The organism is uncultured Cyclobacterium sp. (assembly GCF_963977555.1).
GTDB lineage: Bacteria > Bacteroidota > Bacteroidia > Cytophagales > Cyclobacteriaceae > Cyclobacterium.
The window spans coordinates 64,434-87,073 of the sequence record NZ_CAXBPD010000002.1 but is presented as its reverse complement, the minus strand read 5'-3'; the positions used below and the strand labels follow the sequence as shown (position 1 = coordinate 87,073).

19 protein-coding genes are annotated in these 22,640 nt (G+C 39.1%); 9 read left to right on the top strand and 10 right to left on the bottom strand.

From position 1 onward, the window contains the following. Positions 1 to 2: 2 nt before the first annotated feature. The 4 genes from AAC073_RS02755 to AAC073_RS02740 all read right to left on the bottom strand — a co-directional run bounded on the left by AAC073_RS02755 (position 3) and on the right by AAC073_RS02740 (position 7,504). The gene (locus AAC073_RS02755; protein ID WP_339922306.1) at positions 3 to 3,044 is read right to left on the bottom strand and encodes a TonB-dependent receptor; all 3,042 of its coding nucleotides are present in this window, start codon (positions 3,042 to 3,044) and stop codon (positions 3 to 5) included. Positions 3,045 to 3,524: 480 nt separating this feature from the next. Then, positions 3,525 to 4,751: an amidohydrolase family protein gene (locus AAC073_RS02750; RefSeq protein WP_339922305.1), complete on the bottom strand. Its 1,227-nt coding sequence runs from the start codon at positions 4,749 to 4,751 to the stop codon at positions 3,525 to 3,527. A 149-nt stretch (positions 4,752 to 4,900) separates the two neighbouring features. Continuing rightward, entirely contained in the window at positions 4,901 to 6,142 is a 1,242-nt protein-coding gene (locus tag AAC073_RS02745) for an Nramp family divalent metal transporter (protein ID WP_339922304.1), read from the bottom strand. Positions 6,143 to 6,211: 69 nt separating this feature from the next. Next, complete coding sequence (locus AAC073_RS02740; RefSeq protein WP_339922303.1) at positions 6,212 to 7,504, bottom strand: hypothetical protein; 1,293 nt, start codon at positions 7,502 to 7,504, stop codon at positions 6,212 to 6,214. An 859-nt stretch (positions 7,505 to 8,363) separates the two neighbouring features. On the opposite strand from AAC073_RS02740, the gene AAC073_RS02735 reads away from it, so the two are divergent. The 5 genes from AAC073_RS02735 to tsf all read left to right on the top strand — a co-directional run bounded on the left by AAC073_RS02735 (position 8,364) and on the right by tsf (position 11,674). Further along, entirely contained in the window at positions 8,364 to 8,762 is a 399-nt protein-coding gene (locus AAC073_RS02735) for a GreA/GreB family elongation factor (RefSeq protein ID WP_339922302.1), read from the top strand. A 325-nt stretch (positions 8,763 to 9,087) separates the two neighbouring features. Next, positions 9,088 to 9,531, top strand: a complete 444-nt coding sequence (gene rplM / locus AAC073_RS02730) for a 50S ribosomal protein L13 (RefSeq protein WP_339922301.1) — start codon at positions 9,088 to 9,090, stop codon at positions 9,529 to 9,531. A gap of 12 nt (positions 9,532 to 9,543) precedes the next feature. Next, positions 9,544 to 9,930, top strand: coding sequence for a 30S ribosomal protein S9 (gene rpsI / locus AAC073_RS02725; protein WP_020892973.1), 387 nt, complete (start codon positions 9,544 to 9,546; stop codon positions 9,928 to 9,930). Positions 9,931 to 9,975: 45 nt separating this feature from the next. After that, positions 9,976 to 10,737, top strand: coding sequence for a 30S ribosomal protein S2 (gene rpsB, locus AAC073_RS02720; protein ID WP_339922300.1), 762 nt, complete (start codon positions 9,976 to 9,978; stop codon positions 10,735 to 10,737). A 109-nt stretch (positions 10,738 to 10,846) separates the two neighbouring features. Further along, positions 10,847 to 11,674 (top strand): translation elongation factor Ts, encoded by an 828-nt coding sequence (tsf, locus tag AAC073_RS02715; protein WP_339922299.1) that lies wholly within the window; start codon positions 10,847 to 10,849, stop codon positions 11,672 to 11,674. A gap of 129 nt (positions 11,675 to 11,803) precedes the next feature. Here tsf and AAC073_RS02710 read toward each other — a convergent pair whose 3' ends face one another. Further along, positions 11,804 to 13,339, bottom strand: coding sequence for a hypothetical protein (locus AAC073_RS02710; RefSeq protein WP_339922298.1), 1,536 nt, complete (start codon positions 13,337 to 13,339; stop codon positions 11,804 to 11,806). Between the two features lie 508 nt (positions 13,340 to 13,847). Between AAC073_RS02710 and AAC073_RS02705 the strand changes: the two genes are divergently transcribed. After that, positions 13,848 to 14,579 (top strand): hypothetical protein, encoded by a 732-nt coding sequence (locus AAC073_RS02705; RefSeq protein ID WP_339922297.1) that lies wholly within the window; start codon positions 13,848 to 13,850, stop codon positions 14,577 to 14,579. A gap of 71 nt (positions 14,580 to 14,650) precedes the next feature. Here the strand turns inward: AAC073_RS02705 and AAC073_RS02700 are convergent, their stop codons facing one another. Together AAC073_RS02700 and AAC073_RS02695 are read right to left on the bottom strand one after the other, a co-directional pair. Further along, positions 14,651 to 15,499: a lysylphosphatidylglycerol synthase transmembrane domain-containing protein gene (locus AAC073_RS02700; protein WP_339922296.1), complete on the bottom strand. Its 849-nt coding sequence runs from the start codon at positions 15,497 to 15,499 to the stop codon at positions 14,651 to 14,653. Then, a complete protein-coding gene (locus tag AAC073_RS02695; protein ID WP_339922295.1) occupies positions 15,480 to 16,433 on the bottom strand; it encodes a glycosyltransferase family 2 protein in 954 nt (317 codons plus the stop codon). The genes AAC073_RS02700 and AAC073_RS02695 overlap by 20 nt, the downstream gene beginning before the upstream one ends. Positions 16,434 to 16,796: 363 nt before the next feature. On the opposite strand from AAC073_RS02695, the gene AAC073_RS02690 reads away from it, so the two are divergent. Both AAC073_RS02690 and AAC073_RS02685 read left to right on the top strand, forming a co-directional pair. Continuing rightward, the gene (locus AAC073_RS02690) at positions 16,797 to 17,891 is read left to right on the top strand and encodes a Gfo/Idh/MocA family oxidoreductase (protein ID WP_339922294.1); all 1,095 of its coding nucleotides are present in this window, start codon (positions 16,797 to 16,799) and stop codon (positions 17,889 to 17,891) included. Positions 17,892 to 18,063: 172 nt separating this feature from the next. Next, on the top strand, positions 18,064 to 19,716 hold the full coding sequence (locus tag AAC073_RS02685) for a phospholipid carrier-dependent glycosyltransferase (RefSeq protein ID WP_339922293.1): 1,653 nt from the start codon (positions 18,064 to 18,066) through the stop codon (positions 19,714 to 19,716). Positions 19,717 to 19,774: 58 nt separating this feature from the next. Here the strand turns inward: AAC073_RS02685 and raiA are convergent, their stop codons facing one another. From raiA to rpsU, 3 genes are read right to left on the bottom strand one after another with little or no spacing between them, the layout of a single operon-like run. Next, positions 19,775 to 20,080, bottom strand: coding sequence for a ribosome-associated translation inhibitor RaiA (raiA, locus tag AAC073_RS02680; RefSeq protein ID WP_339922292.1), 306 nt, complete (start codon positions 20,078 to 20,080; stop codon positions 19,775 to 19,777). 31 nt (positions 20,081 to 20,111) lie between these two features. Further along, positions 20,112 to 20,996 (bottom strand): tyrosine-type recombinase/integrase, encoded by an 885-nt coding sequence (locus AAC073_RS02675; protein WP_339922291.1) that lies wholly within the window; start codon positions 20,994 to 20,996, stop codon positions 20,112 to 20,114. A gap of 55 nt (positions 20,997 to 21,051) precedes the next feature. Continuing rightward, the gene (rpsU, locus tag AAC073_RS02670) at positions 21,052 to 21,246 is read right to left on the bottom strand and encodes a 30S ribosomal protein S21 (RefSeq protein ID WP_040416628.1); all 195 of its coding nucleotides are present in this window, start codon (positions 21,244 to 21,246) and stop codon (positions 21,052 to 21,054) included. A 368-nt stretch (positions 21,247 to 21,614) separates the two neighbouring features. Between rpsU and galE the strand changes: the two genes are divergently transcribed. After that, positions 21,615 to 22,637 carry a UDP-glucose 4-epimerase GalE gene (gene galE / locus AAC073_RS02665; protein WP_339922290.1) on the top strand — a complete coding sequence of 341 codons (1,023 nt, stop codon included), beginning with the start codon at positions 21,615 to 21,617 and terminating at the stop codon, positions 22,635 to 22,637. The last annotated feature ends 3 nt before the right edge of the window (positions 22,638 to 22,640 follow it).

The following is a 22,640-nucleotide window of genomic DNA, read 5'->3' as shown; positions in this document are numbered from 1 at the left end:
AATTAAAAGGACAAGTCAACGCCCAAATTAAAGATTCTACTTTGAGGATAGAATGAACCCCTTTCATTATCGCCTTCAGGGTCAAACCACTTGATTTCAGAAATGGTCAAAAGGTTATTGCCATTGAGGTATACCCTTGCTGTGGACACCCCAAGCTTCTTAAGGATTGCCTCCGGAAGATTATAGCCTACCTGAAGTGTTTTGAACCTCAGGAAACTTGCATTTTGCAACCAGAATGTACTCTGTAGGCCACTTGGCTGTGTTCTTGTTCCCAAATCTGGTAAAATAGGGTATTTGGAGTCCATGCTTCCAGCAGTATACCTGTTTTCAATTAGCTCAGCCAAACCGTTTACCGCTATTCTCGCATTTTGATGATAGTATTGCCACGCCCCTCCTTGACCAGCAAAATTGGCAAACAAAGAAAACCTGCCATAATTTAAAGTTCCGTTAATACCGAAAGTGATTTGTGGAATGTTGGATTTACCCATTCTTACCATGTCCTGAGAACTGATAATCCCATCTTCATTAACATCTCTGTACTGAAGATGTCCTACCAGGGTACCTGGGTAAACGGGATTAGAATCTACGGCTTCCTGCGTTCTAAAAATACCTAATGCTTCGTAATAAAGCCCTGCTCCTAAAATACTACCTTCCGCCTTTTGGTAGTCAGGTACATCCTGCGCTTCCGAGATGTCAATTATTTTGTTTTTGTTAAAAGCGATGTTTCCACCCACAGTATAAGAAAATCCTGCAGGAGAAGTAGCCTTGCCACGATGACTCAAAGCCAACTCAAGACCTTTGTTTTCTACGATTCCTATGTTCTCATCAGGCAATTGTAAACCTGTGTAAAAAGGTACCTCCAGGTCTCTTTTAGTCAAAATATTGGTACGCCTTTGTTTAAATGCCTCCAAAGTAAAGCTAAGTCCACCATTCCAAAACATACCATCCAATCCAATATTATAAGTAGTCGCTACTTCCCAGGTTACATTTGGATTTGGTGTGACACCTGGAACCACTCCGAGTTGAGAGTTGGTTGGCAATCCAAAGTGGTACCCATTCAATCCTAGACTATAAGCGGGCATAAATTGAAAAGGGCTAATTCTGTCATTCCCCATTTTACCTACTGAGGTACGTAATTTCAAATCATTGATGCCAGACACATCTTTCAAGAATTCTTCAGACAATACCCAAGCTGCGGATACACCTGGAAAAAAACCAAATCGCTTTCCTTCAGGGAAGACATAAGAGCCATCGTACCTGGCATTAAAATCAATGATGTATTTTTCCTGGTAGTTATAACTTACTCTACCTAAAATACTTTGACGGGAGGATTCTGAAGAAACACCATCGTTTTGTTGGGTAGCAGGGTCACCTGCAAATAGCTCTGATAAGGTTGGAGAAAGGTAATTTCTCCTAAAGGCTTCATAATAACCATTGCCACCTTTTGTTTGCTCGGCACCGACAAATGAATTGATATAATGATCTCCAAATTGCCTTTCGTATTTTATTCTTAAATTTATAAAAGTACTACTAGCACTATTCGTGGATTGCGTTAATTCTGGCGCAGTGATTCTTCCACCTCGAAGAGGTATGTAAGTATCATTGACCTTATCATAGTTATAAACGGTCCATGGTGTTCTCCAATTTTTGTCCAATATGTCTTCATTGCTATAGACGAAAAAACCATCCATACCCAAGCCTTCTACCCAAGGAGCCTTGATATTAAAACCAACTTTAGAAATGGCTCTTTTGGTTTTTGTATTATGGTCTCCAGATGCTGATGTTGTCATTACAGCAGGGTTTAGGCCTTGCTCTATACCTGCCGACGGGTATCCGTTTTCATAGTAAACGGGCATGACAGGAATGGCATTTAGCCAACCCCAAGGATTTTCTGTCCCTGGCTGGGAGCGGTCATCTAATCCTAGGTTTAAATCAAGGTTTACAGTGATGTACTCATTTACGTCGGCATCAATGTTTGACCTGATCGTATAGCCTTTAAAATCATGTATGCCTTTTTTAAATATACTGTTTTGGTGAGAATAAGACCCTGACATTGAATAACGCACCGATTCTGAACCCCCTCTTAAACTTAAATTGTGCATGCTCTGAAGTGAGTAATCCTTTAAAACTTCATCATACCAATTGGTATTCGGATAATTGGGATCGGTACCATTTCGGAACAATTCAATCTCAGCATCTGAGTACCGTGGATCCTGACCGTCTTTGACCATCATCTCATTGACATATCCTGCAAATAATGGTGAACCTGCCAATTCAGGAAGTCGGGTGGGTTGGCTAATGCCCTGATTAAAGGTATAGCTCAAAGTTGGTTTACCCGCTTGGCCTCTTTTGGTGGTAATAAGGATGACACCGTTGGCTGCTCTGGCACCATATATGGCTGCCGAAGCATCCTTTAAAACAGAAATAGACGCTATGTCATTGGGATTGATTCTTTGCCAACCTGGAGGATTTTGAACCCCATCAACCACTACAAAGGGACTGTTGTCTCCCGTGGTATTGCTGCCCCGAATCAATATGGTCGAGTTATCAGCACCAGGTTCACCAGAACGGTTTAAAGCAACCAGTCCAGGCAAAAGTCCTGACAAGGAATTGGTTAAATTTACCGAAGGGTTACTGATTACTTGTTCACTTTCTACACTAGTTACAGAGCCTGTGAGTGTGGCTTTCTTTTGAGTTCCATATCCAATGACAACAAATTCATCTAGGTCTGCCGTTTCTTCTTCCAAAGTGATATTTATCTGGCTTCTGTTTCCAATGGTTACTTCGCTAGTTAGCATTCCTACGAAGGAAACAATTAACACCTGTGCATCTGTACCTACACTGAGGCTATATTTCCCATCCATATCCGTGACAGTACCATTTGTAGTCCCCTTCACCAAAATGGTAGCTCCTGGGATAGACTGGCCGTTCTGACCGGAAACTGTGCCGTTTAAGACCTTTGCCCCTTGGGCAAAAGTATTTCCAAAATTCATCCCTCCAATTAGAACAAGGAGGAGAATTAAATAACGAGTAGATTTTTTCATAGAGCGGTAGCATTGAGTTAAACCTTATTTTACATAAACTTTAAGATCAATTTAACCAATAAACAAACTACTCAAATTGAAATAGTGAAATTTAATAGCGATAACGTTATCGAAAAACCAAATCCTCCTCTTATCAAAAAATAAATACCACTAATGTGTAAATTAAAATAGGCCAATACTTGAAATGGGAATGTCTGAAAAAGTTGATTTTTAAGTAGAGAACACATGATTAAAAGACGGTCAGACCAGCTATCATTTCAGCTCCTTTTGATTCGGTTTAATGAATTTTCTTTTAAGTTTCAAATAGACTTTCAAACAACGGATCAAATCACATTGAATCTCGATTAAACAACACCAACCCATTCATAAAAAAAGGAGCGATAACCAGATTATAAATAACCTGGTTGTCGCTCCTTTTTGGTCTTATCTACTGGCTATTTCAGGTAAGTCTCATTTACTACAAGCCAACCATTATCGTTTTCAATCCCAGTTAAGGACCTTCTCGGCATTGGTGCGGTACAGTTTTTCCAAAACATCGTCTGGAAGCTCTAGACCATAGTATCTCCACCAAACCCTGCCTGGCATGTGTTCGTCTCCACTTTCCAACAAGCGCCACCAAGCCTGGTACATCTCCTTGTCTAAGCCCATGTCCGTTCCGAACAATACCCTGTCGCTGTATTTGGTTAAAAACTTAGCGGATGCTCTTGGTTGTCTGCCTACTTCATAATCTCTAGCCGAAATATCCAGGTAAAAATTGTCAAAATCATCTAACATGGCTCCTAAGCGCTTCAAGTCATTGCCCAAATTGGCCAGGTGACAAGCGATAAAAGTAGTTTCCGGATGCTTCACCAATAACTTTGGCAAATAAGTCACCAATTCGTCATAAGTCAGGCCATCCGTATCAAATTTATTGAACTGTTGAAATATCGGTGTCCTTTCCTGGTAGACATCAGGTGGCGTCCAGGCGGAAGGATGATCTGACTGGTGTACGTTTACAGGTATATTCAACTCTCCACATTTCGCCCAGAAAGGATCCAATCTATCATCATCGATGTGCATTCTTTCGCTGGGTGCCAAGGTTTGGTCACGAGAAACGCCAAAACCTTTGTCTGTCACTTCCCCAACACCTCTAGCGCCTAATTTATAGCAACGTTCCAACTCTTTTACGGCCCTTTCAGGGTAGTCTGGCTTGTCTATGTCTTCCATCTCTATGCCACAAAAAAGCTGAAACCGATCAGAATAATCAGTCAAATAGTATTCAACCATCTTGTCAAATTCTTTTCCGGTAGCCACAGTAAGTACAACTGACTTTTCTATTCCTACTTCATCCATTGTCTTCACCCAATCCTTTATTACCTGCTTAGGGTTTCCTCCTGCTTCGATCTCCGTATAATGGTGAACATGTGCGTCAATCGCCAAAAATTTAGCTTTAGGTATAAAGGTTTCTTCTGCGATTATTGTTGATTTAGGCGCATAATCCTTTACCAAAACCCCATCCATAGGACCTGGACCTACGGGTACTCCTGGCCCACTCCAAGCGCCATATTTCACTTTTAGCCATTCAGGATCAGAGGTCCATTCTTTAGACAGAGGTGTTTCTATAATTTCTTGTTTCTTTGGCCCACAACCTTGAACATAAGTCATCCCAGATGCGCCAAGACCTAATAAACTTGCCTTTTTTAAAAACCCTCTTCTGTTATTTTTCATTTCATTAATCTTTTAGAATACATCTTTAATACCTGCGACTTACCCTTTTATTTTAATTAAAATACGGGTAAAAAGGAAACTATAAACTTTAAATCCAATTAAAAACTTTATCTGTGACAAGTCTTTCAAGGGACTTGACAATGTTCAATTTAAAGGAATTCGGCAACTGCAAAATAGGCGGTCAGCAAACTAAATAGAATAACTGCGATTAATCCAATATTTTCTTTCAAACCAGCTACATGCGTTTTCATTACTGTTTTATTATTGATTAATAGAAAAACAGGGATAGCTACTGCTGGGAGAATGAAGGCCTGAAATGCCTGGGAAAAAACCATGATCATGGGCGGTCTGGCGTCCAGAAACTGCATCCCAAACCCAAACAAAATACCAACAAATGCCAACCACCTGTACATAGGAGACTTGATGTTTCTAGGCTTCCCTGTAAAATCACTTATTAACCATGGCGCAATCAATATAATAGGAAAAACAGTAGATATACCTGCACCAACAATTCCCAGAATTAGAATAAAGGCCGCTAACTCACCACCAATTGGCTCAAATAATTTTATCATTTCAACAGTGTTTTCTAGCTTTAACCCCATCACATGCAAAGTTCCAGCAGCCACAGCCATAATGATAACGCTTAGCACAAACATCATTGTAGCGGACACCATGGAATCCTTTTTTTCATGTTTAAGGTCATTTATCCCCCATCCCTTTTCGGCTACTACCGTACTCCTAATAATAAACACTGCTGCCGAACAAGTAGTACCCGCTATGGCAGCAATCAATCGCAATACGCCAGGTTCATTTGGAATGGAAGGAGCCATCCCGGAAACAATAGTCGAAAAATCAGGTTTTAACATGATAAAGACCACCACAAATGAGATCACCATTAAGGCCACAAAAAAGACTAAAACTTTCTCAAATATCAAGTAATTACCAAACCAAAAAAGCAAATACAAAGCGACAACCAACACTGAAGTGATCCATAAAGTACTAAAGCCTTCCCCTCCAAATAGTAATCTGGATCCTTCTTGGATAAGGTCAGCGATGATTCCAAAAATCCCCATCAAAGCCATGATCTCCCCAATTACAAGGGCAATAATAATATAGATGGCCAACGCGCTACCGTATTTCAACTTGTTTTTAATATTAAACAATGCGGTGTTGCCGGTAACAAGGGTAGTCTTACCATAAGCCACCATCAATACGTAGGTAAATACGCATGACAGCACCAATGCCCAAGTGAGCATCATACCGTATTCGGCACCTACTTTAGCCATCGTTGTAATACTACCTGTTCCAATATTATATCCAATCAGGAACAACCCAGGACCTATCAGGCTGATGGCAAAAATAATCTTCTTATAGAAAATGTTGTCTTTCATAAATGAATTAATAGTAGGGTGTATTGTTAATTATATTTTAAAAACCTTAAGATAATAAAAAAAGCATTGCTACTTTAGCCACTTATCAAACCAATCGAAAGCATCTCCTTGCATTTTATTATTGAATTGATGCCCTCCAGGGTAGAAGCTACAGCTGTATTTGTCACTAGCTCCAGCTTTGTCGAAAACGGCCGAAAGTATTTTATCTGCTTCATGCATCTCATCCAGAGAGTACAATCCATCTTCAATAGCGTTGAGGACCATGGTAGGTAGAGGAACCCTCAGGCCCAGAATTTCAGGGAAATCAAGCGCTGCAGGCAAGCCTGGGGCAAAAGTCATCCAGGTATGGGTATAAGATTTATGCAGGACTAAATCTTTCCATGTGGTCATAAAGCCAACACATACGGCACATTTTATCCGGGGGTCAAGACCTCCTGCAAATACCGTTCGCATCCCTCCACCTGAAAGCCCTCCGCAGCCAATTTTATCAGCCTGTACGTCATCCCTGTCACATAAAATATCCAATGCCTTTTGGTCCTCAGCAAGAAAAACCCCCGGCCAACTTGTGCCGGCACTAAAAAGGGACTTGGCCATTGTGTCCTCATTATAGGCCGCCCATTTGTTATATGCTTTAGCATTTTCTGGTAATTCGGGATTTTCATCGTTCAGTCCCTGCCTTAGGTTTTCAGGAACGTCTTTGAGCAACACCCTCCTACTGGCAAAAGAAAATGCGTCGGGAACAAGTACTACATAACCTCTTTTAGCAACCTCATTGGCCCAAGCCAAGCCTTCATAGTACATCTTTTGGTGATCTACCATCATAGGATGTCTCTCATCACTTGTTCTGGTAATTTTTCTCTTCCCAAAATACTTCCATCCTCCATGGTCATGAAAAGCAATGATACCAGGCAACTTACCCTTAGCATCGGCAGGCTTTAATACAATTCCTTCGGAACTACCTCCTGTTGGAAGCTTCCAGCTTATTTCCTCAATTAATAACCCGTCATAAACATATTGCTTGTTTATTGTAACCTTTGGAGGGCCCCCTAGATCAGGCGCAGCTAACTTCTCATTAGTGAGCTTTAATGCTTTATTCTTCCAATCTTCAATGCCTTTCCAATGGTCTCTTCTGTAGGAATGACTTGGTAATTTACCTTCCAATAAACCTTGGGCCCATTTCCCATATATACCAATAATGCTCTTTCCATTTTCCTCAGAGCCCGTAGCCTGCGCAGCGCACTTGGCACCCAATGCTTCCAGACCATTACTACTCCTCGTATGTCCAATTGCCTGGAATCGATTCACCCATCCCAAACTGAGTATCCCTGTTAATTTTAAAAATAACCTTCTGGTATTTTTCATTTTTTGCCTAGTTATTAAGAGAATAGGTTTTAATATTCCAATTATGTTTCTGCTCCAATTGCACCATGTATCCATAAAAAAATGGGATTGGCTATAGAGAACTTTTCAGAACACCAAGATGACTATAAGGCAAACTCCTTGCATGTTACCTTTACCTGATGAATGTCATTAACTGGGTTAATTAATCAAGTTAAACTGCAAGAAGGCGATGTCTTAAAATCAATCTAAAGACTATTTATCCAATCTAAATTTTAAATAAAAGCAACTCTGAGAAAATAATTACGGAAACGTTCTCGAATTTGCAAATTATAAATGGCATTTCAAGCAGCTAACCACCACTTAAGAAAAGTGAGGGGTAGCAATACAGTATAAATTCATTACTTGGGAAACCTTTAATGGAAGGGCAAACGCCAGAAGAAAATGGCCATATCAAGAGCGTGAAATTTTAAATAGCTAATATTTAGCCTAATATTCAATAATGAATAACCTTATTTCATTCACATCCGTATTAGCAATTGAGTGTAATCGTCAGAGAAAATTTCATTTTATTTACTAAAAGCTTATAATTATACAATTCGAATATTTTTTTATATCTTGATTAAGAATAATCTCATGATTCAACCTTACAACCATATCGCCTTTTTAAGCAATACACTTCAAGTGAAATTGAAGGTGATTTTGATTGTACTCACTCACAATAAAGCCTTTATCAAATCACCCTCTACCCTATAGATTTTTAAGGTAGGGGGACTTACCTTATTCGTTTAGGCACTTATTATTTCTATTTATTATGAACACCAAGAGTCCGCTATGGGTAATTCCTATATGGGGCTCTAGCTATTTTAAAATATAAAAAACTATGAAACCTATAGTTAAAGAATCCGATTATAGTACTATAAAGAATATTATCAATAACCTTACTCCTGCTCAAAAAACGAAAGAAGTGGGGCAATTGATGAATGAACTCGAGTTGGCAAAAAAAGTACCTGACAATAAAATGCCAAAAGGTATCATTCAATTAAACTCCTATTTTGAAGTAGAAGTGGGGCAACCTGCCCAAATCATTAAAATGACCATGGTCATTCCTAAAAATGCAGACCTGGCCCAAAATAAGATGTCTCTTTTCTCTCCGCTATCTGTTGCCTTGATTGGCTTCAAAGAAGGTGCTTCGGTAGATTGGGTTTTACCCGGAGGCTTAAGAAAATTAAAGATTTTGAAAGTAGAAAATCAAGTCAAAAAGGAAGTTGCAGTCAAATAATTCCTCAATGACTATTCAATAAATCACAAAGAGAAGATCCTTGAATCTTATACACCTTCTGTTATTTAATTCTTGAAAGCTATTAAAAACCATAGGATTGACTACATTCGTTTAGTTATTCTAAATTTTTCAGAAGGGCTTTTGATGGTTATAATCTCTGAAGAGGGAATTATAGGCAGCAATTGTCATTAGGCAGAAGCTATTCTTGTGAAAATAAGGCAGTAAACTTTGGTTTCTATTGGAATTGAAGGAATTAACTTCTATCTTTGTGTCCCTTTTTGAGGGTGAAATGTATTTAACAAGCTAATTATTAAACATTTACACAGTGAATACTTTAAGCTATAAGACCATATCAGCGAATGACGCCACGGTGGACAAGGAGTGGGTAGTAGTGGATGCCCAATCCCAGATACTTGGTAGATTTTCAAGTGAAGTGGCAAAAATGTTGAGAGGGAAGCACAAGCCAAACTTTACCCCTCACGTAGATTGCGGAGACAATGTTATTGTTATCAATGCCGAGAAAGTTAGACTTACCGGAAGGAAGTGGACTGAGAAGGTATATGTTCGTCACACGGGATTTCCCGGAGGTCAACGTATAGCTACTCCTAAGATCCTTTTGGAAAAATCTCCTCGAACTCTGGTAGAGAAAGCGGTAAAAGGTATGCTTCCAAAAAACAGACTTGGCAGAAAAATGTACACAAACCTGTACGTATATGCTGGATCAGAGCATCCACACAGCGCACAGAAACCTAAAGAAGTAAAACTTTAATGCTACCCGTCAATGGAAGTAATTAACAAAATTGGAAGAAGAAAAGAATCCGTAGCCAGGATTTACGTTAAACCTGGAAACGGGACTATCGTGGTAAACAAAAGGGCACTTGATAAGTATTTCCCTTTTGAGCTGCACCAGATTGTGGTGAAGCAACCTTTGGTATTGGTCAACGAAGACGGTGCCTTTGACATTAATATTAATGTTGATGGTGGTGGAATAAGTGGTCAAGCTGAAGCCATTAGAATGGCGATATCAAGAGCACTTTGTGAAATCAACGAAGACCATAGAAGTCCGTTGAAGAAGGAAGGATTCTTGACGCGTGATTCTAGAATGGTAGAACGTAAAAAACCTGGACGTAGAAAAGCAAGGAGAAGATTCCAGTTCTCTAAAAGATAATTGGGAATATTATTTCCTAAATACTATAAAACAACATATTTATAAATGGCCAATATCGAATATAAAGACTTACTGGATGCTGGTGTTCACTTCGGACACTTAACAAGAAAGTGGGATCCTAAAATGGCACCCTATATCTTCATGGAGAAGAATGGGATCCATATTATAGATCTAAACAAAACGCTCGTTTGCCTTGAAGAAGCATCCAACGCAATCAAGCAGATCGTACGCTCAGGCAAAAAAATTATGTTTGTAGCGACAAAGAAACAAGCCAAAGATTTAGTAGCAGAAGAAGCCAGAAGGCTTAAGATGCCATTCATCACTGAAAGATGGCTTGGTGGTATGATGACAAATTTTGCCACCATACGTAAATCTTTGAAGAAGATGTCCACTATAGACAAAATGTCTAAAGATGACGCTTATACCAACCTGGCGAAAAAAGAAAGGCTGATGATCAGCCGTCAAAGAGAAAAACTGGAAAACGTATTGGGTGGTATTTCTGACCTTACACGACTTCCTGCAGCACTCTTTATTGTAGATATTAAGCGGGAGCACATTGCCCTTGCAGAAGCTAAAAAGCTTGGTATTCCTGTTTTTGCATTGGTAGATACGAACTCCAACCCTAATTTGGTGGATTTCCCAATACCTGCAAATGATGATGCTTTTAAATCCATTTCACTATTAGTAAAAGCTTTCGGTGCTGCTATTGAAGAAGGTTTGTCTGAACGAAAGAAAGACAAGGACGATGCTAAACTTTCTGAAGAGGAAGAAGCAAAAAAAGCAGCAGACGCTGAAACTAAAGAATAATCCACTTTGACATTTTATTTACAAAAATTGGACACTGGCACTAGCCTGCTGTTCAATTTTTGTTTTATTGTCATCACCTATATTTAATTAAACAAAAAAATATAAACCAATGGCTATTACTGCACAAGAGGTAAACAAATTGAGACAAAAAACCGGGGCCGGTATGATGGATTGTAAAAAAGCCCTTACCGAAGCTGAAGGAGATTTTGAAAAAGCTATTGATATCCTTAGGAAAAAAGGACAAAAAGTTTCCGCTTCAAGAGCCGACCGTGAAACCAAAGAAGGAGTAGTTGTTACTAGCCTAAGTGAAGACGGAAAAACGGGTATCTTGATGTCGCTTACATGCGAAACTGACTTTGTTGCTAAAAATGAGGAATTTTCCACATTTGCAAATGCAATACTTACTGAAGCCGTTAAAGCAAATGCTGACAGCATCGACGCTGTTATGGCATTGCCATTTGAAGGCATCACAATCGGTGAAAAAATCACTGAAATGACAGGTAAAATCGGTGAAAAAATCGAGGTGTCTCACTTCGAAAAAGTAACTGGCGAAAATGTAGAGCCTTATATTCATTCTAACGGTAAATTAGGCGTATTGGTAGCACTTAACACTGCTGGTGCCGATGCTTCTGAAGCTGGGAAAGATGTGGCCATGCAAATTGCTGCGATGAATCCTGTAGCACTGGACAAAGATGGCGTTGATTCATCTATAGTAGAAAGAGAAATAGAAGTTGGAAAAGATCAGGCAAGACAAGATGGAAAGCCTGAAGCTATGTTAGAAAAAATCGCATTGGGTAAACTAAACAAGTTCTACAAAGAGAACACTTTGCTTAGCCAAGCTTTCGTAAAAGATCCAAGTAAAACCATCGCTCAATACCTTGACAGCGTAAGCAAAGGATTGACCGTAACAAGTTTCAAAAGAGTTTCTATAGGCTAAGCCAAACAGAAATCAAAACATTGAAAAGCCTGCCCCTATCTTGGGTCGGGCTTTTTTTATGGTGGAGTATGTAAACGGAACAAGGAAGAAATCTTTTATATAGCCTAAGAACTTTCTTTTGGTCACCTACTAATTAAACTGCTGTAACATTTCCATCACTTTATTTTCGAACATGGCTTGCCACTCAGGTGCTAAAAACGTATCGCTGTCTTCCTGAGCAGCCCCCTTATTTTTTAATTGTTCAGCTGTGGGGGCATAATAAATGTACCCATTGGTATAGCCAGCCACAAAGGTGGAAGCGTATTTGGATCTTTCTTTAATGCTTAATCCTATCTCAACGGTCAATTCTCCAGGGAAAGTTACCAGGTAAAAATCCCCAATATTTAAGGCTGAAATTTCAACCGAAAGCATGAGTTCGCCTTGAGCCAATTCCTTGTGCATTTTCACCAATGCCAAGTTGGTATTTACCCGAACGAGTTCTTCCATGGTATATATGTTGTTTTGATAGTTTACTATGTCATTTTTATTGACCTCATCCCAAGTATGCAATCCATCTGCTCCAATCCTCTCTTCATGCAGGTACCTGTAGGCATAAGCTGATGGATTAGCAACAGAATAATTGTGTTCATTTAGTAAGCCTAGATACGTTTTTAGGTTAACATTGGTCCCTCGAAGGGCATTAACCAATTTCGATTGTCTTTCCTCCAATTCCTTTATACGACTTTGGAAATCAGCCATGGGAAGCTCCATTTTTTCATTGATGAGATGAATTTTATTACCCTTTGTACTAGGAATATTTTTTAGGGCATTGAGTACGCTGAGACCAAGCAGGTTACCCAAGGGTTCTGCATCCGGGGGTGTTTCTACCCCTTTATAGGAAACTGGGTTGATGTCCCCACCACATCCTTGTAAGAAAAAGGCCATCGTTCCTTCCATGTTATCCTCTATCACCTTCGAAGCAAAACCAATTATGTCCGCTGTATTACCACCGTTAGGCACGCCTTGAATGGGGTGAACAGCGAAGTTATAGATCACAGCCAAATTGTCCCCATTTAGTTTATCCAGCCTTAAAATTCCAATCTCCGGATCTATAGGTCCGATTTTATCAATCTCCTCATCTGGAGGAAATGGATAAGCCCTTCGCATATCCGCCTGATTCCCATTTTTCAGATACACCCTCCTATTTTCCATGATCCTGTTTTCAAAGCCAGTCCCTGTCCCTGCTTTCACCTTTACCATATTCCCATTTGCAGCAAAGACGGCTTCAAGGGTAAGTTGATCCACATCTTTCCGAACGATCCCATGGCAATGGCTGGCATTAATTAACACATTAGAGGGAGGAATGCCTAGTTTCTTTTGGATTTGAGTGCGGACGGTCTGCATGAACCCTTCAGGGATGGGTCCAATTCCCTCTACTGCTACCACATCCAGGGTAATAATAACAAGCTTGGTGTTTCCATCATCCAAAACCATAGCTTTTGCAAAAAGAGGGTCATTGACGGCTCCTGCTTCCCGATCGGTGATGTCCATTTTGGCCACTCCTGCTCTCATTTGACCCATGACAGGTAAGCAAATTGTCGATATAAATATGAATGAAAAAAATAAATTTCTAAAAATGTGTCGCTTCCCTTCTGTGTATTCCAAAATCAATACTAATATTTTCATGGTTCAAGGTATAAAAATTAACTGTTGTTTTCCAAATAAAAGTGATGCTGAATGAATTAAAGTACGCCATTTGAATTGATTTCATGCACATCATTAAAATATTCAATTGCCATATTTTCAAAAATCCCTAATTTGTTGTACAAACGGATTAACCTTAGCATATTCAAAAGCCAACCATGCGTCAATTCCTACACCATTATCATGGTCACTATCTACCATAAATGCCCTGGGCAACTATTTCTCCATAGGTAAAAGTCACCCCCAGGTTAAAATCCTACATTCCATATTCAGGTACGAACAAATAACTATCTGATCAATCAGTTGTAGCATTTTTCCAAATCCATACAATTGACCATTACCTTTTTAGAATTTTGGTGGAATCCTTCTGAAATAGATTTCCACAATTCTAAACCTAACTTCAAGGTCGGGGCTTGAATTAGGCTTTCGACTCTAATTACTTTCCGATATATAAAAATCCTTTTATTCAGCCCATAGTAAACCATTCATCTTGGATTTTCGTAGATTCAATATGATCACTTTTCTGCTTCGTTCATTTTTATTGATATTGTTTTTTGCCCCATTGATGAGCATGGGACAGGATGTGTCTTTTGGCTTAGAAGCCAGAACAAACATCCCACTTAAGGATTTTAAACAACAGTTGCATGCCAACAGTTTTCCAGAATTAGCTGCATTTGGATACTATGAATTCCCCGGCATGCCAATAGCTGCAGGCTTAAGTGTTGGGTACGGCCTCTATGGAAGTGTTCTTGAGAAAAGGAACGACTTATACGATGGAGATACTGAAGTGTATAGAATTCGCAGAAATAATAATATTCTAAACATTAAAGTGCATTATCGCCATTACCTACCATGGGTGAAATATGAAAAACTGTTTTTTGATGCACAGTTAGGCTTAGGTCATATGTATACCAGGTTTTTGATCAGGGAGAACCTGTTCTCAGAAACCATAGAAGAGGGACTTGATCATGGAACTTATACCATGGTATTTGGTTTCGGTTTAGGTTATAAATTGCCTATCACTTTCAAAAACGAAGGTACCCACTTGGAATTAAAAGCTATTTACAATAACAGTAACCCAACCCGATTTCTTCCAAAAGGTGCTGTCAATACCACTAAAAATCCTGGAGAAGATGCTGTATTTAACTATAACATTCAAAAAGCAAGTTTGCAGATGTTCCAGATTGCAATTGCGATCGTAGGATTAAATGGCACTTTCTAAACTGTGGAACAATTCGTGATGGAAACTGATAGGTCTTAGAATTATAAATTATTTAAGTTTAAATTCACAATTTACCCTTTGTATTTGACAAATACACCCGAAAGAGAGGTAAGCATAGATATAAGGAAAAACAAAAGACTAAAAGCCACAGCCACGTTCTGGTCGATGCCAACATACTCATGGGCAAGGACAAAAACCAGTTCTCTTGCCCCTACTCCACCAATTGTTAATGGTAAAACAGATACGGTACTTGAAACGAGAAATATAAAAAGATAGGGAATTACCTGTTCTTGCACGCCTAAGCTCATTAAAATTAAATAGGCGCTGAACAATTGAAGGCCTTGGTTGAGAAAAGAGAATCCTGTGCTCGAGGGAATGGTTCCCATGAATTGTTTGAAAAACAGCAACATCACCAAGTAAAACCCTGGAGGAATAGCTACTAATCCTAAAATACCTAACCAAAACATGGACACTGGGAAATCCCATGGCAGGTTCAGAATTAGCATCAGACAAAACATCAACCATAGTAAAACTGCTAGGCCGTTACCTCTGTCAAGCAATACGGCACTGAGCAATTGTTTTACAGGAATTTTATGAATTTTATTGAGCAAGTAAACCTTGTAGCCATCTCCTCCTATCCCACCGGGAAGAAATAAATTATAAAACATGCCTATGGCATACAATTTTACATTTTTCATTTCAGGAAGTTGTAGGCCTATGTCCTTGAAATAAATATTTAACCTTATAGCGCTAAAGAATTTAGAAATAACAAAAAGCATCCATGCCAGAAATAGCCAACCGGGATTGGAGGCTTGAATTACTTTCCAGGTCGTCTTGGTATCTATCTTATTAAAAACCAGATACAGTGCCAAACCAGTAAGGAGGATTTTCAGAAAAAGTTTAAGCCTCTTTTTTATCACCTTGGAAAATTGCTTTCACTGTATAAGTTTTTTTATCTTGAGATTCGTAGTAAGTTCTAACGATTATTTCGGCCACAATACCCGTCGTGATCAATTGCACTCCACCAAGGAGTAAAATAAAGCCCACCAAAAGTATTGGTCGGCCCCAAATATCCTCGCCCATAATTTTCAGAACAAGCAGGTAAAAGTTAATTAAAACACCTACTGTAAAGGAAAAAAGTCCTAAAGTGCCAAAAATATGAATAGGTCGCTGAAAATATTTTTGAAAGAAAAGCATTAAAATCAGGTCAGCAATAACTTTAAATGTTCTGCTAAGACCGTATTTGGATTCGCCATGAATCCTTGGATGATGCTTTACATCTACCTCTGTCATCCGGGCACCCTCCTGTTTTGCTAAAACTGGAATAAACCTATGTAACTCACCATATAGCCCCATATTCTGAGCGATATGTGCCTTATAGATTCTCAGGCTACAGCCATAATCTGATAAATACACCTTAGTAGTGTGCCTTATCAGCCAATTGGCCATTTTACTCGGAAGTTTCCTAAGAACAAAGCCATCTTGCCTATTGGCCCTTCGTCCTGCCACTACATCCCAATCCTCGTTTCTTACCATATCCAGAAGCATTGGTATATCACTAGGGTCATTTTGAAGGTCACCATCCATGGTTACGATATACTTTCCATTGGAGTGGTCGATCCCTCCGGCCAAGGCTGTAGTTTGACCATAATTTTTATTGAACACCAGCACCCTGGTTCTATCATTCGATAAAAGCTTCATTTTTTCCACCGAGCGATCAGTCGAACCATCGTCCACCAATATTAGCTCATAATCTATTGCCGATAAGGCATTGTACACTGCTTCAAGCAAAGGTGCAATATTACCTTCTTCATTAAAAATGGTGATGACAACGGAAATTTCTGGTTGGGTCATGATTCAAAATTTGGACAAAATTAATGCTTTTTAAAAGCTGTGGCAAATTGATGGGATAAAACCTGCTGTTAAAAGAACAGCATTTTGAAAAATACTACGTCCTAGTCTTTTTGACCAGATAGCAATTTTACTTATATTGAATCCAAAACAGGCAATAAGTGAGCATTTAAGAACTGGGGCAAATATATACCTTTCCTGTTGAAATTATTTTCCAACGTTTAATCCAAGTGTTCAGTTTTACTTGGACCAAACCTGTAAAGGTCGTGGGAATGAGTAAACAAAACGTTATTACTTCTTGTCTACTACCAAGTCTTAATTAATATGCCTTTTTTAAGCAATTTATCTAACCATAAACCTAATACAATGAATACCCAATCCAGAAGAAATGTGCTCAAATCACTGGCCTTAGGCAGTAGCTTGGCCTTGGTCAGCCCTTATGACATATTGGCTGTAACAAAGAAACGAAAAATCGGCGTGGCCCTTGTTGGTCTAGGCTATTACAGCACAGATTTATTGGCCCCAGCTTTGCAGCAGACAGAACATTGCTATTTGGCAGGCATAGTTACCGGTACTCCTGACAAAGCAGTAGCTTGGAAAGAAAAGTATCAAATCCCTGAAAAGAACATCTACAATTACGACAATTTCGATTCCATAGCTGACAACCCTGACATTGATGTGGTATATGTAGTATTGCCTCCATCAATGCATGAAGAATATGTAATAAGGGCCAGCAATGCCGGCAAACATGTATGGTGTGAAAAACCTATGGCTGTTACCAGCCAAGAATGTAAGAACATGATCAATGCCTGTAAAAAGAACAAAGTCCAACTTACCATTGGCTACAGGTTACACCATGAACCCAACACACAAGAATATCGATCCATTGTCCAAAGCAATAAATTGGGTAAGGTGAACTATGTAAACTGCGCAGCAGGCTACAGAGAAAATAGAACCGATCATTGGAAGCAGAAAAAGGAAATGGGTGGCGGTGTAATTTATGACATGGGTGTTTATGCCATTCAAGGGGCGAGATTAGGAACTAACATGGAGCCTTTAGCTGTCCATTCAGCCAAAGCCATTTCCACCCGACCAGAAATATATAAGAATGGGCTAGCCGATGATGTGACAGCAAAACTGGAGTTCCCTGGGGGCGTATTTGCGGACATCAGAACTTCATTTGCTGAAAGCACTAATTTTATGACTATTGAATGTGAGAAAGGAGACATCAACTTGAAGCCTTTCTCTAGCTATGGGGGAGCCAAAGGAGAAAGCCCTTTGGGCAAAATTAACCACTCCTATGAGGTCCCTTGGCAGCAAGCCAAGCAAATGGATGACGATGCACTAGCCATTATAGGAAACAAAGCCCCTATGGTCCCTGGCGAAGAAGGGCTTCGCGACATAAGAATAGTAGAAGCCATTCTCGAATCTGCAGATAAAGGCACAAGAGTAAAAATTTAACAAGCTCTACAAACGATATAAACCACTTTAGACCCTTAGCCTCCAAGGGGCAATACTATTAAAGAATTGACCTTTGGAGGCCATATAATAAAATATTAAAAACGTACTTTTAAAAAGAAAATACCACTCAAGCGTTTTATTTTTTTAATTTTACCCTTAATTCTTTTCAACGATGAACAAAACTCCAGGGTGGATTAATTCTTACTGCTTTCCTATGATGGCCTTTTTGGTTTTGGTAGGTCCATTTGCGCTAGATTTTCACCTCCATTACCCGGATGAGATGTACTATACAGATGCTGCTATCCGTATGATGCAGAACGGTGATTACTTAACCACCTATCTCGGAAATGATGAATTGCGTTTTAAAAAACCCATTCTGACCTATTGGTTCGTTCTAGCAGGTTTCAAAACCCTGGGAGTAGCCGCCTATTCTTCTCGAATTTTATTTCTTCTCTTTGGCGCAGGAATAATTCCAATGGTCTATCATATCGCAAAACTGATTGGGAAAAGTAAAAGACTTCCGCTATGGTCCGCATGGATTATCGCCACACATCCCATTATCATTTTTAGTAGCACACGTGCCATTCCTGATATTTTACTCGCATTTTTTATGACATTGGCAGCTGTAGGCGTTACAGGTTTATTAAAGCATGGTAAAAATAGTCCAAAAAAATACCTCTGGTTTTTTTATTTGGGATTGGCCCTTGCCTTCGAATCGAAAGGACTTCCTGCTGCCGCCTTGGGACTTGTAGCCATCGCCTATATGCTCTTTAATCCTTGGAAACGCATTCCCCTCATCAAACTTTTGTATTTGCCTGCGGTTATTATCGCCTTGTTTATTTCTTTGTTCTGGTTTGCGGCCATGTACCTGAAATTTGGACCTGTATACCTGGACTCTTTTATAGAAGACCAAGTAGGAATGCGTGTAGGGAGCAGGTTATGGATGATTGCTAAACATTTCATCTTTGCTGTGCTATTAATGGGAGGTCTATTTATCCCTTGGGTTAGCCTAAAGGTTAAATCTCTCGTTTCAGGAACAAAAGCGGCGTTTAATCAAAATAGAGCTTTCATGGGCTTTGCAATTGTTTGGGTGCTTTCCATCATAGGGATGACTGCAATGGTATCTACCTTTTATGAGCGCTACCTTCTTCCTGTTACTCCTGTTGCTGCCATTTTCCTAGCGGGAATACTTTTAAAAACGAATGTTGCTCCATCCATGACTATGAAGGTATGGACTAAAATATTTATTGGTATCAATTGGGTTGTATTGTCTGTCGCTCTATTTGCCCATGTAGGCTTAGGAAGTTCATTTTGGATATTTGTCCAATGGATTATTGGTTTTGGTTTAAGTGTAATGCTGTGGAGAAAAAATAGCACGAACAACTATCAAGTGCAGGTGATGGGACTTTCTATACTCTTATTGTTTTTCTCTATTTCTCTGGTCACCCACCCTTTGTCCATCCCCAATCAGGGAAGGCAAGTGCAAGCCTATGTTTCCACTCATAATATACCTGAAAATAGTAAAATCGCTTTTCTTGGTAACCTTCATTATGCCAGCAAAATAAGGATAGGGCTCGGTCCAGATTATTTCATGAAAACATTTCCCTCAATAGATGAAATACCTCAAAGTTATTCATACATCATTTGTGATGAGCCAAATAAAAAAGCACTTGAAGGAATCCTTCCAATTACGGAAGTTGTCAGTTTAAATTGGGACCCCAAGTTTATCAATGAAATGATAATGGCTATCATCAACGGAAATACTTCTGAGGAAAAAATGAAATGGGGGAAAAAGTACTATTGGATTGACCGGTCTTCTAACTGAGCAAAAAAAAGGGGTGCCGATGATCAGCAACCCTTTTTTTTTGAAAAAATGGCCAGAACTATTGTTTGGCCAGCACTAATTTTTCTTTGTGCTTTTTAATTTGTCTACGAAGAGCCTCTATAGCATCATCAGCTGCTGCTTCGAAAGAATCGTTTTGACTTTTAGCAAAAAATTGTTTACCAGGTACATTCAGTTTGATTTCCACGATTTTATTTTCACTTTTATCATTTTTATCCAACCGCATAAAAACTTCCCCATCAATGATTTGATCAAAATAAGTATCAAGTTTATCCGATTTCTTTTGAATAAAATTGATCAACTTTTGATCGGCTACGAAATGAATTGAATGCATTTGTAATTTCATAATAATAAACGTTTAAAAGTTAAACTTTAATTTAAGCCTTGGGATGTGCCTGTTCATACACAGCCTTGAGTTTCTCAATAGAATTATGAGTATATACCTGGGTTGCGGCAAGGCTTGCGTGGCCCAGAAGGTCTTTGACAGCGTTTAGATCTGCTCCTTTATTTAGTAAATGGGTGGCAAAGGTGTGTCTCATAAGGTGAGGACTACTTTTGGTATTTCGGACAAAAAGATTTAAATATTTCTTAACAATTCGATAAATCATCATAGGATAAGCTGCCTCTCTATTTAGTCTAACGATGAAAAAATCATTTTCGTTTTGAATAGAAAAACATTCTTCGAAAACTTTTTTGTAATGAACTATGCCTAATCTTAGTTCACTTGAAATGGGGATTACCCTGTATTTTTTACCCTTTCCCAGCACTTTTATTTGTAACTGAATAAGGTCCACCGCAGACCATTTCAACCCAAGCAATTCTGACAATCTAATTCCTGTAAGATACAGCGTTTGCATGACCATTCGGTCTCGCTGTCCTTCAAAATCTGCATCAAAATTTGTAGATGTTAATAAATTGTAAATTTCTTTTTCCTGTATAAACCCAGGAAGGTTTCGCCCTTTTTTTAGTGACTTGATTTTAAAAGTTGGGTCTTTGGTGATGATTTGGGAGCGTAACAAAAATTTATAGAAAGACCGCAATGTGGCCATTTTTCTATTGACGGTGGTCACTTCTAGTCCCTCTTCAATAAGGGCTACCATCCATGCCCTTATTTCGGCATGGCCCGCCTCTTCAGGGTTGCTCATCCCAAAGGCAGTATTTATGAAAAGGATAAACTGGTCAAGGTCTTTCCTATAAGCCAAGACCGTATGTGGACTTACCCTCTTCTCATGTTCTAGGTAGCTAATAAATGAAAAAAGCATATCGATGTTTTAGAACATCAATATGCTTAATATTTTCCAAAAATGAAAGGTTTTCTTATTTACCTTCCGCTTCTTGCATGCGTTGCTTGTAAGCTGCTTTAATCACTTCGGTTCTTCTAGAAATAGAAGGTTTTTCGAAAGCCTGTCTGCTTCTCAATTCACGAATGACTCCTGTTTTATCAAACTTCTTCTTGAAACGCTTTAGCGCTTTCTCGATAGATTCGTTCTCTTTTACGTTAACTACGATCATAATATACACCTCCTTTCAGTGCGCAAAGGTAAAGAATCTTATTGGTAACCCCAAAATAAACGCTATTCCAATTGAACTGATCTAGAATCGAAACCGGATAACCAAGCTCAAATGCTTGATTAACCTGGATAAACAATTTATTTGGCACTGAACTTTCTGTAAAAAAACATAAAGAATAACTACTACCTGATCCGAGTTCAAAAAACATCAAGAGACTTAAACCAAACCATTAAGCCCTGATTTTGACCTATTTTCTATTTCTAGCTAAAAAAACTCATTGAAATAGCTCCTATTCAGCGTTTCAAAAAATCAAGTATATATTACGTTTTATTTCTTTCTAACGATAGGATAAAATTTTATATTTGACAATGGAAAAAATTTTAATAACTGGTGGGGCCGGATATATCGGTTCCCATACGGCGGTGGCTCTTTTGGAAGCCGGCTACCAGCCCATCATCATCGATGATTTTTCAAATTCCGAAAAAAGTGCATTGTTAGGTCTTAAGAAAATTACTGGTCAAGACATTCCTTGTTATGAAGGTGATTGTAATGATGCTGACTTAATGGACCGTATTTTCACGGAAAACAACCTTTCAGGAGTTATTCATTTTGCAGCATTTAAGGCGGTTGGTGAAAGCTCAATGCTTCCATTAAAATATTACAGCAACAATATCAGCTCTCTGTTGGTACTTTTGACCACCATGAACAAACACAATGTGGAGAACTTGGTTTTCTCTTCTTCTTGTACAGTGTATGGTCAACCAGATAAATTACCGGTAAAGGAATCTACTCCCAGGAAAAAAGCTGAAAGCCCATATGGGAACACCAAAAAGATTTGCGAAGACATCTTAGTAGATCAGGTTAATAGCAAAGTGGCTTTGTCCGCCATTGCCCTCCGTTATTTCAATCCTATTGGTGCACATACTTCCTCTGAAATCGGTGAGTTGCCCTTGGGTGTACCTTCAAATCTCGTTCCTTTTGTCACCCAGACTGGTGTAGGCATTAGAAAAGAATTGACTGTTTTTGGTGACGATTACGACACCCCTGATGGTACATGTGTTCGGGATTACATTCATGTAATGGACTTGGCTGAAGCGCATGTTAAGGCAATCTCTCACCTTAAGGGTAAAGAAGCGCCATTTTATGACATCTTCAATGTCGGAACAGGTAATGGCAATACTGTAATGGATGTAATTAAGGGTTTTGAAAAAGTGAGTGGAAAACCCCTCAATTATAAAGTTGGCCCGAGAAGACCTGGTGATGTTGTTAAAGTGTGGGCAGACACCTCTAAAATAAATCAAGAATTGAATTGGAAGGCACGATTCAACTTAGAGGAAGCCTTAAGGGACAGTTGGAACTGGCAATTGGCCCTTTCCGAAAACAAAAGCTAATTA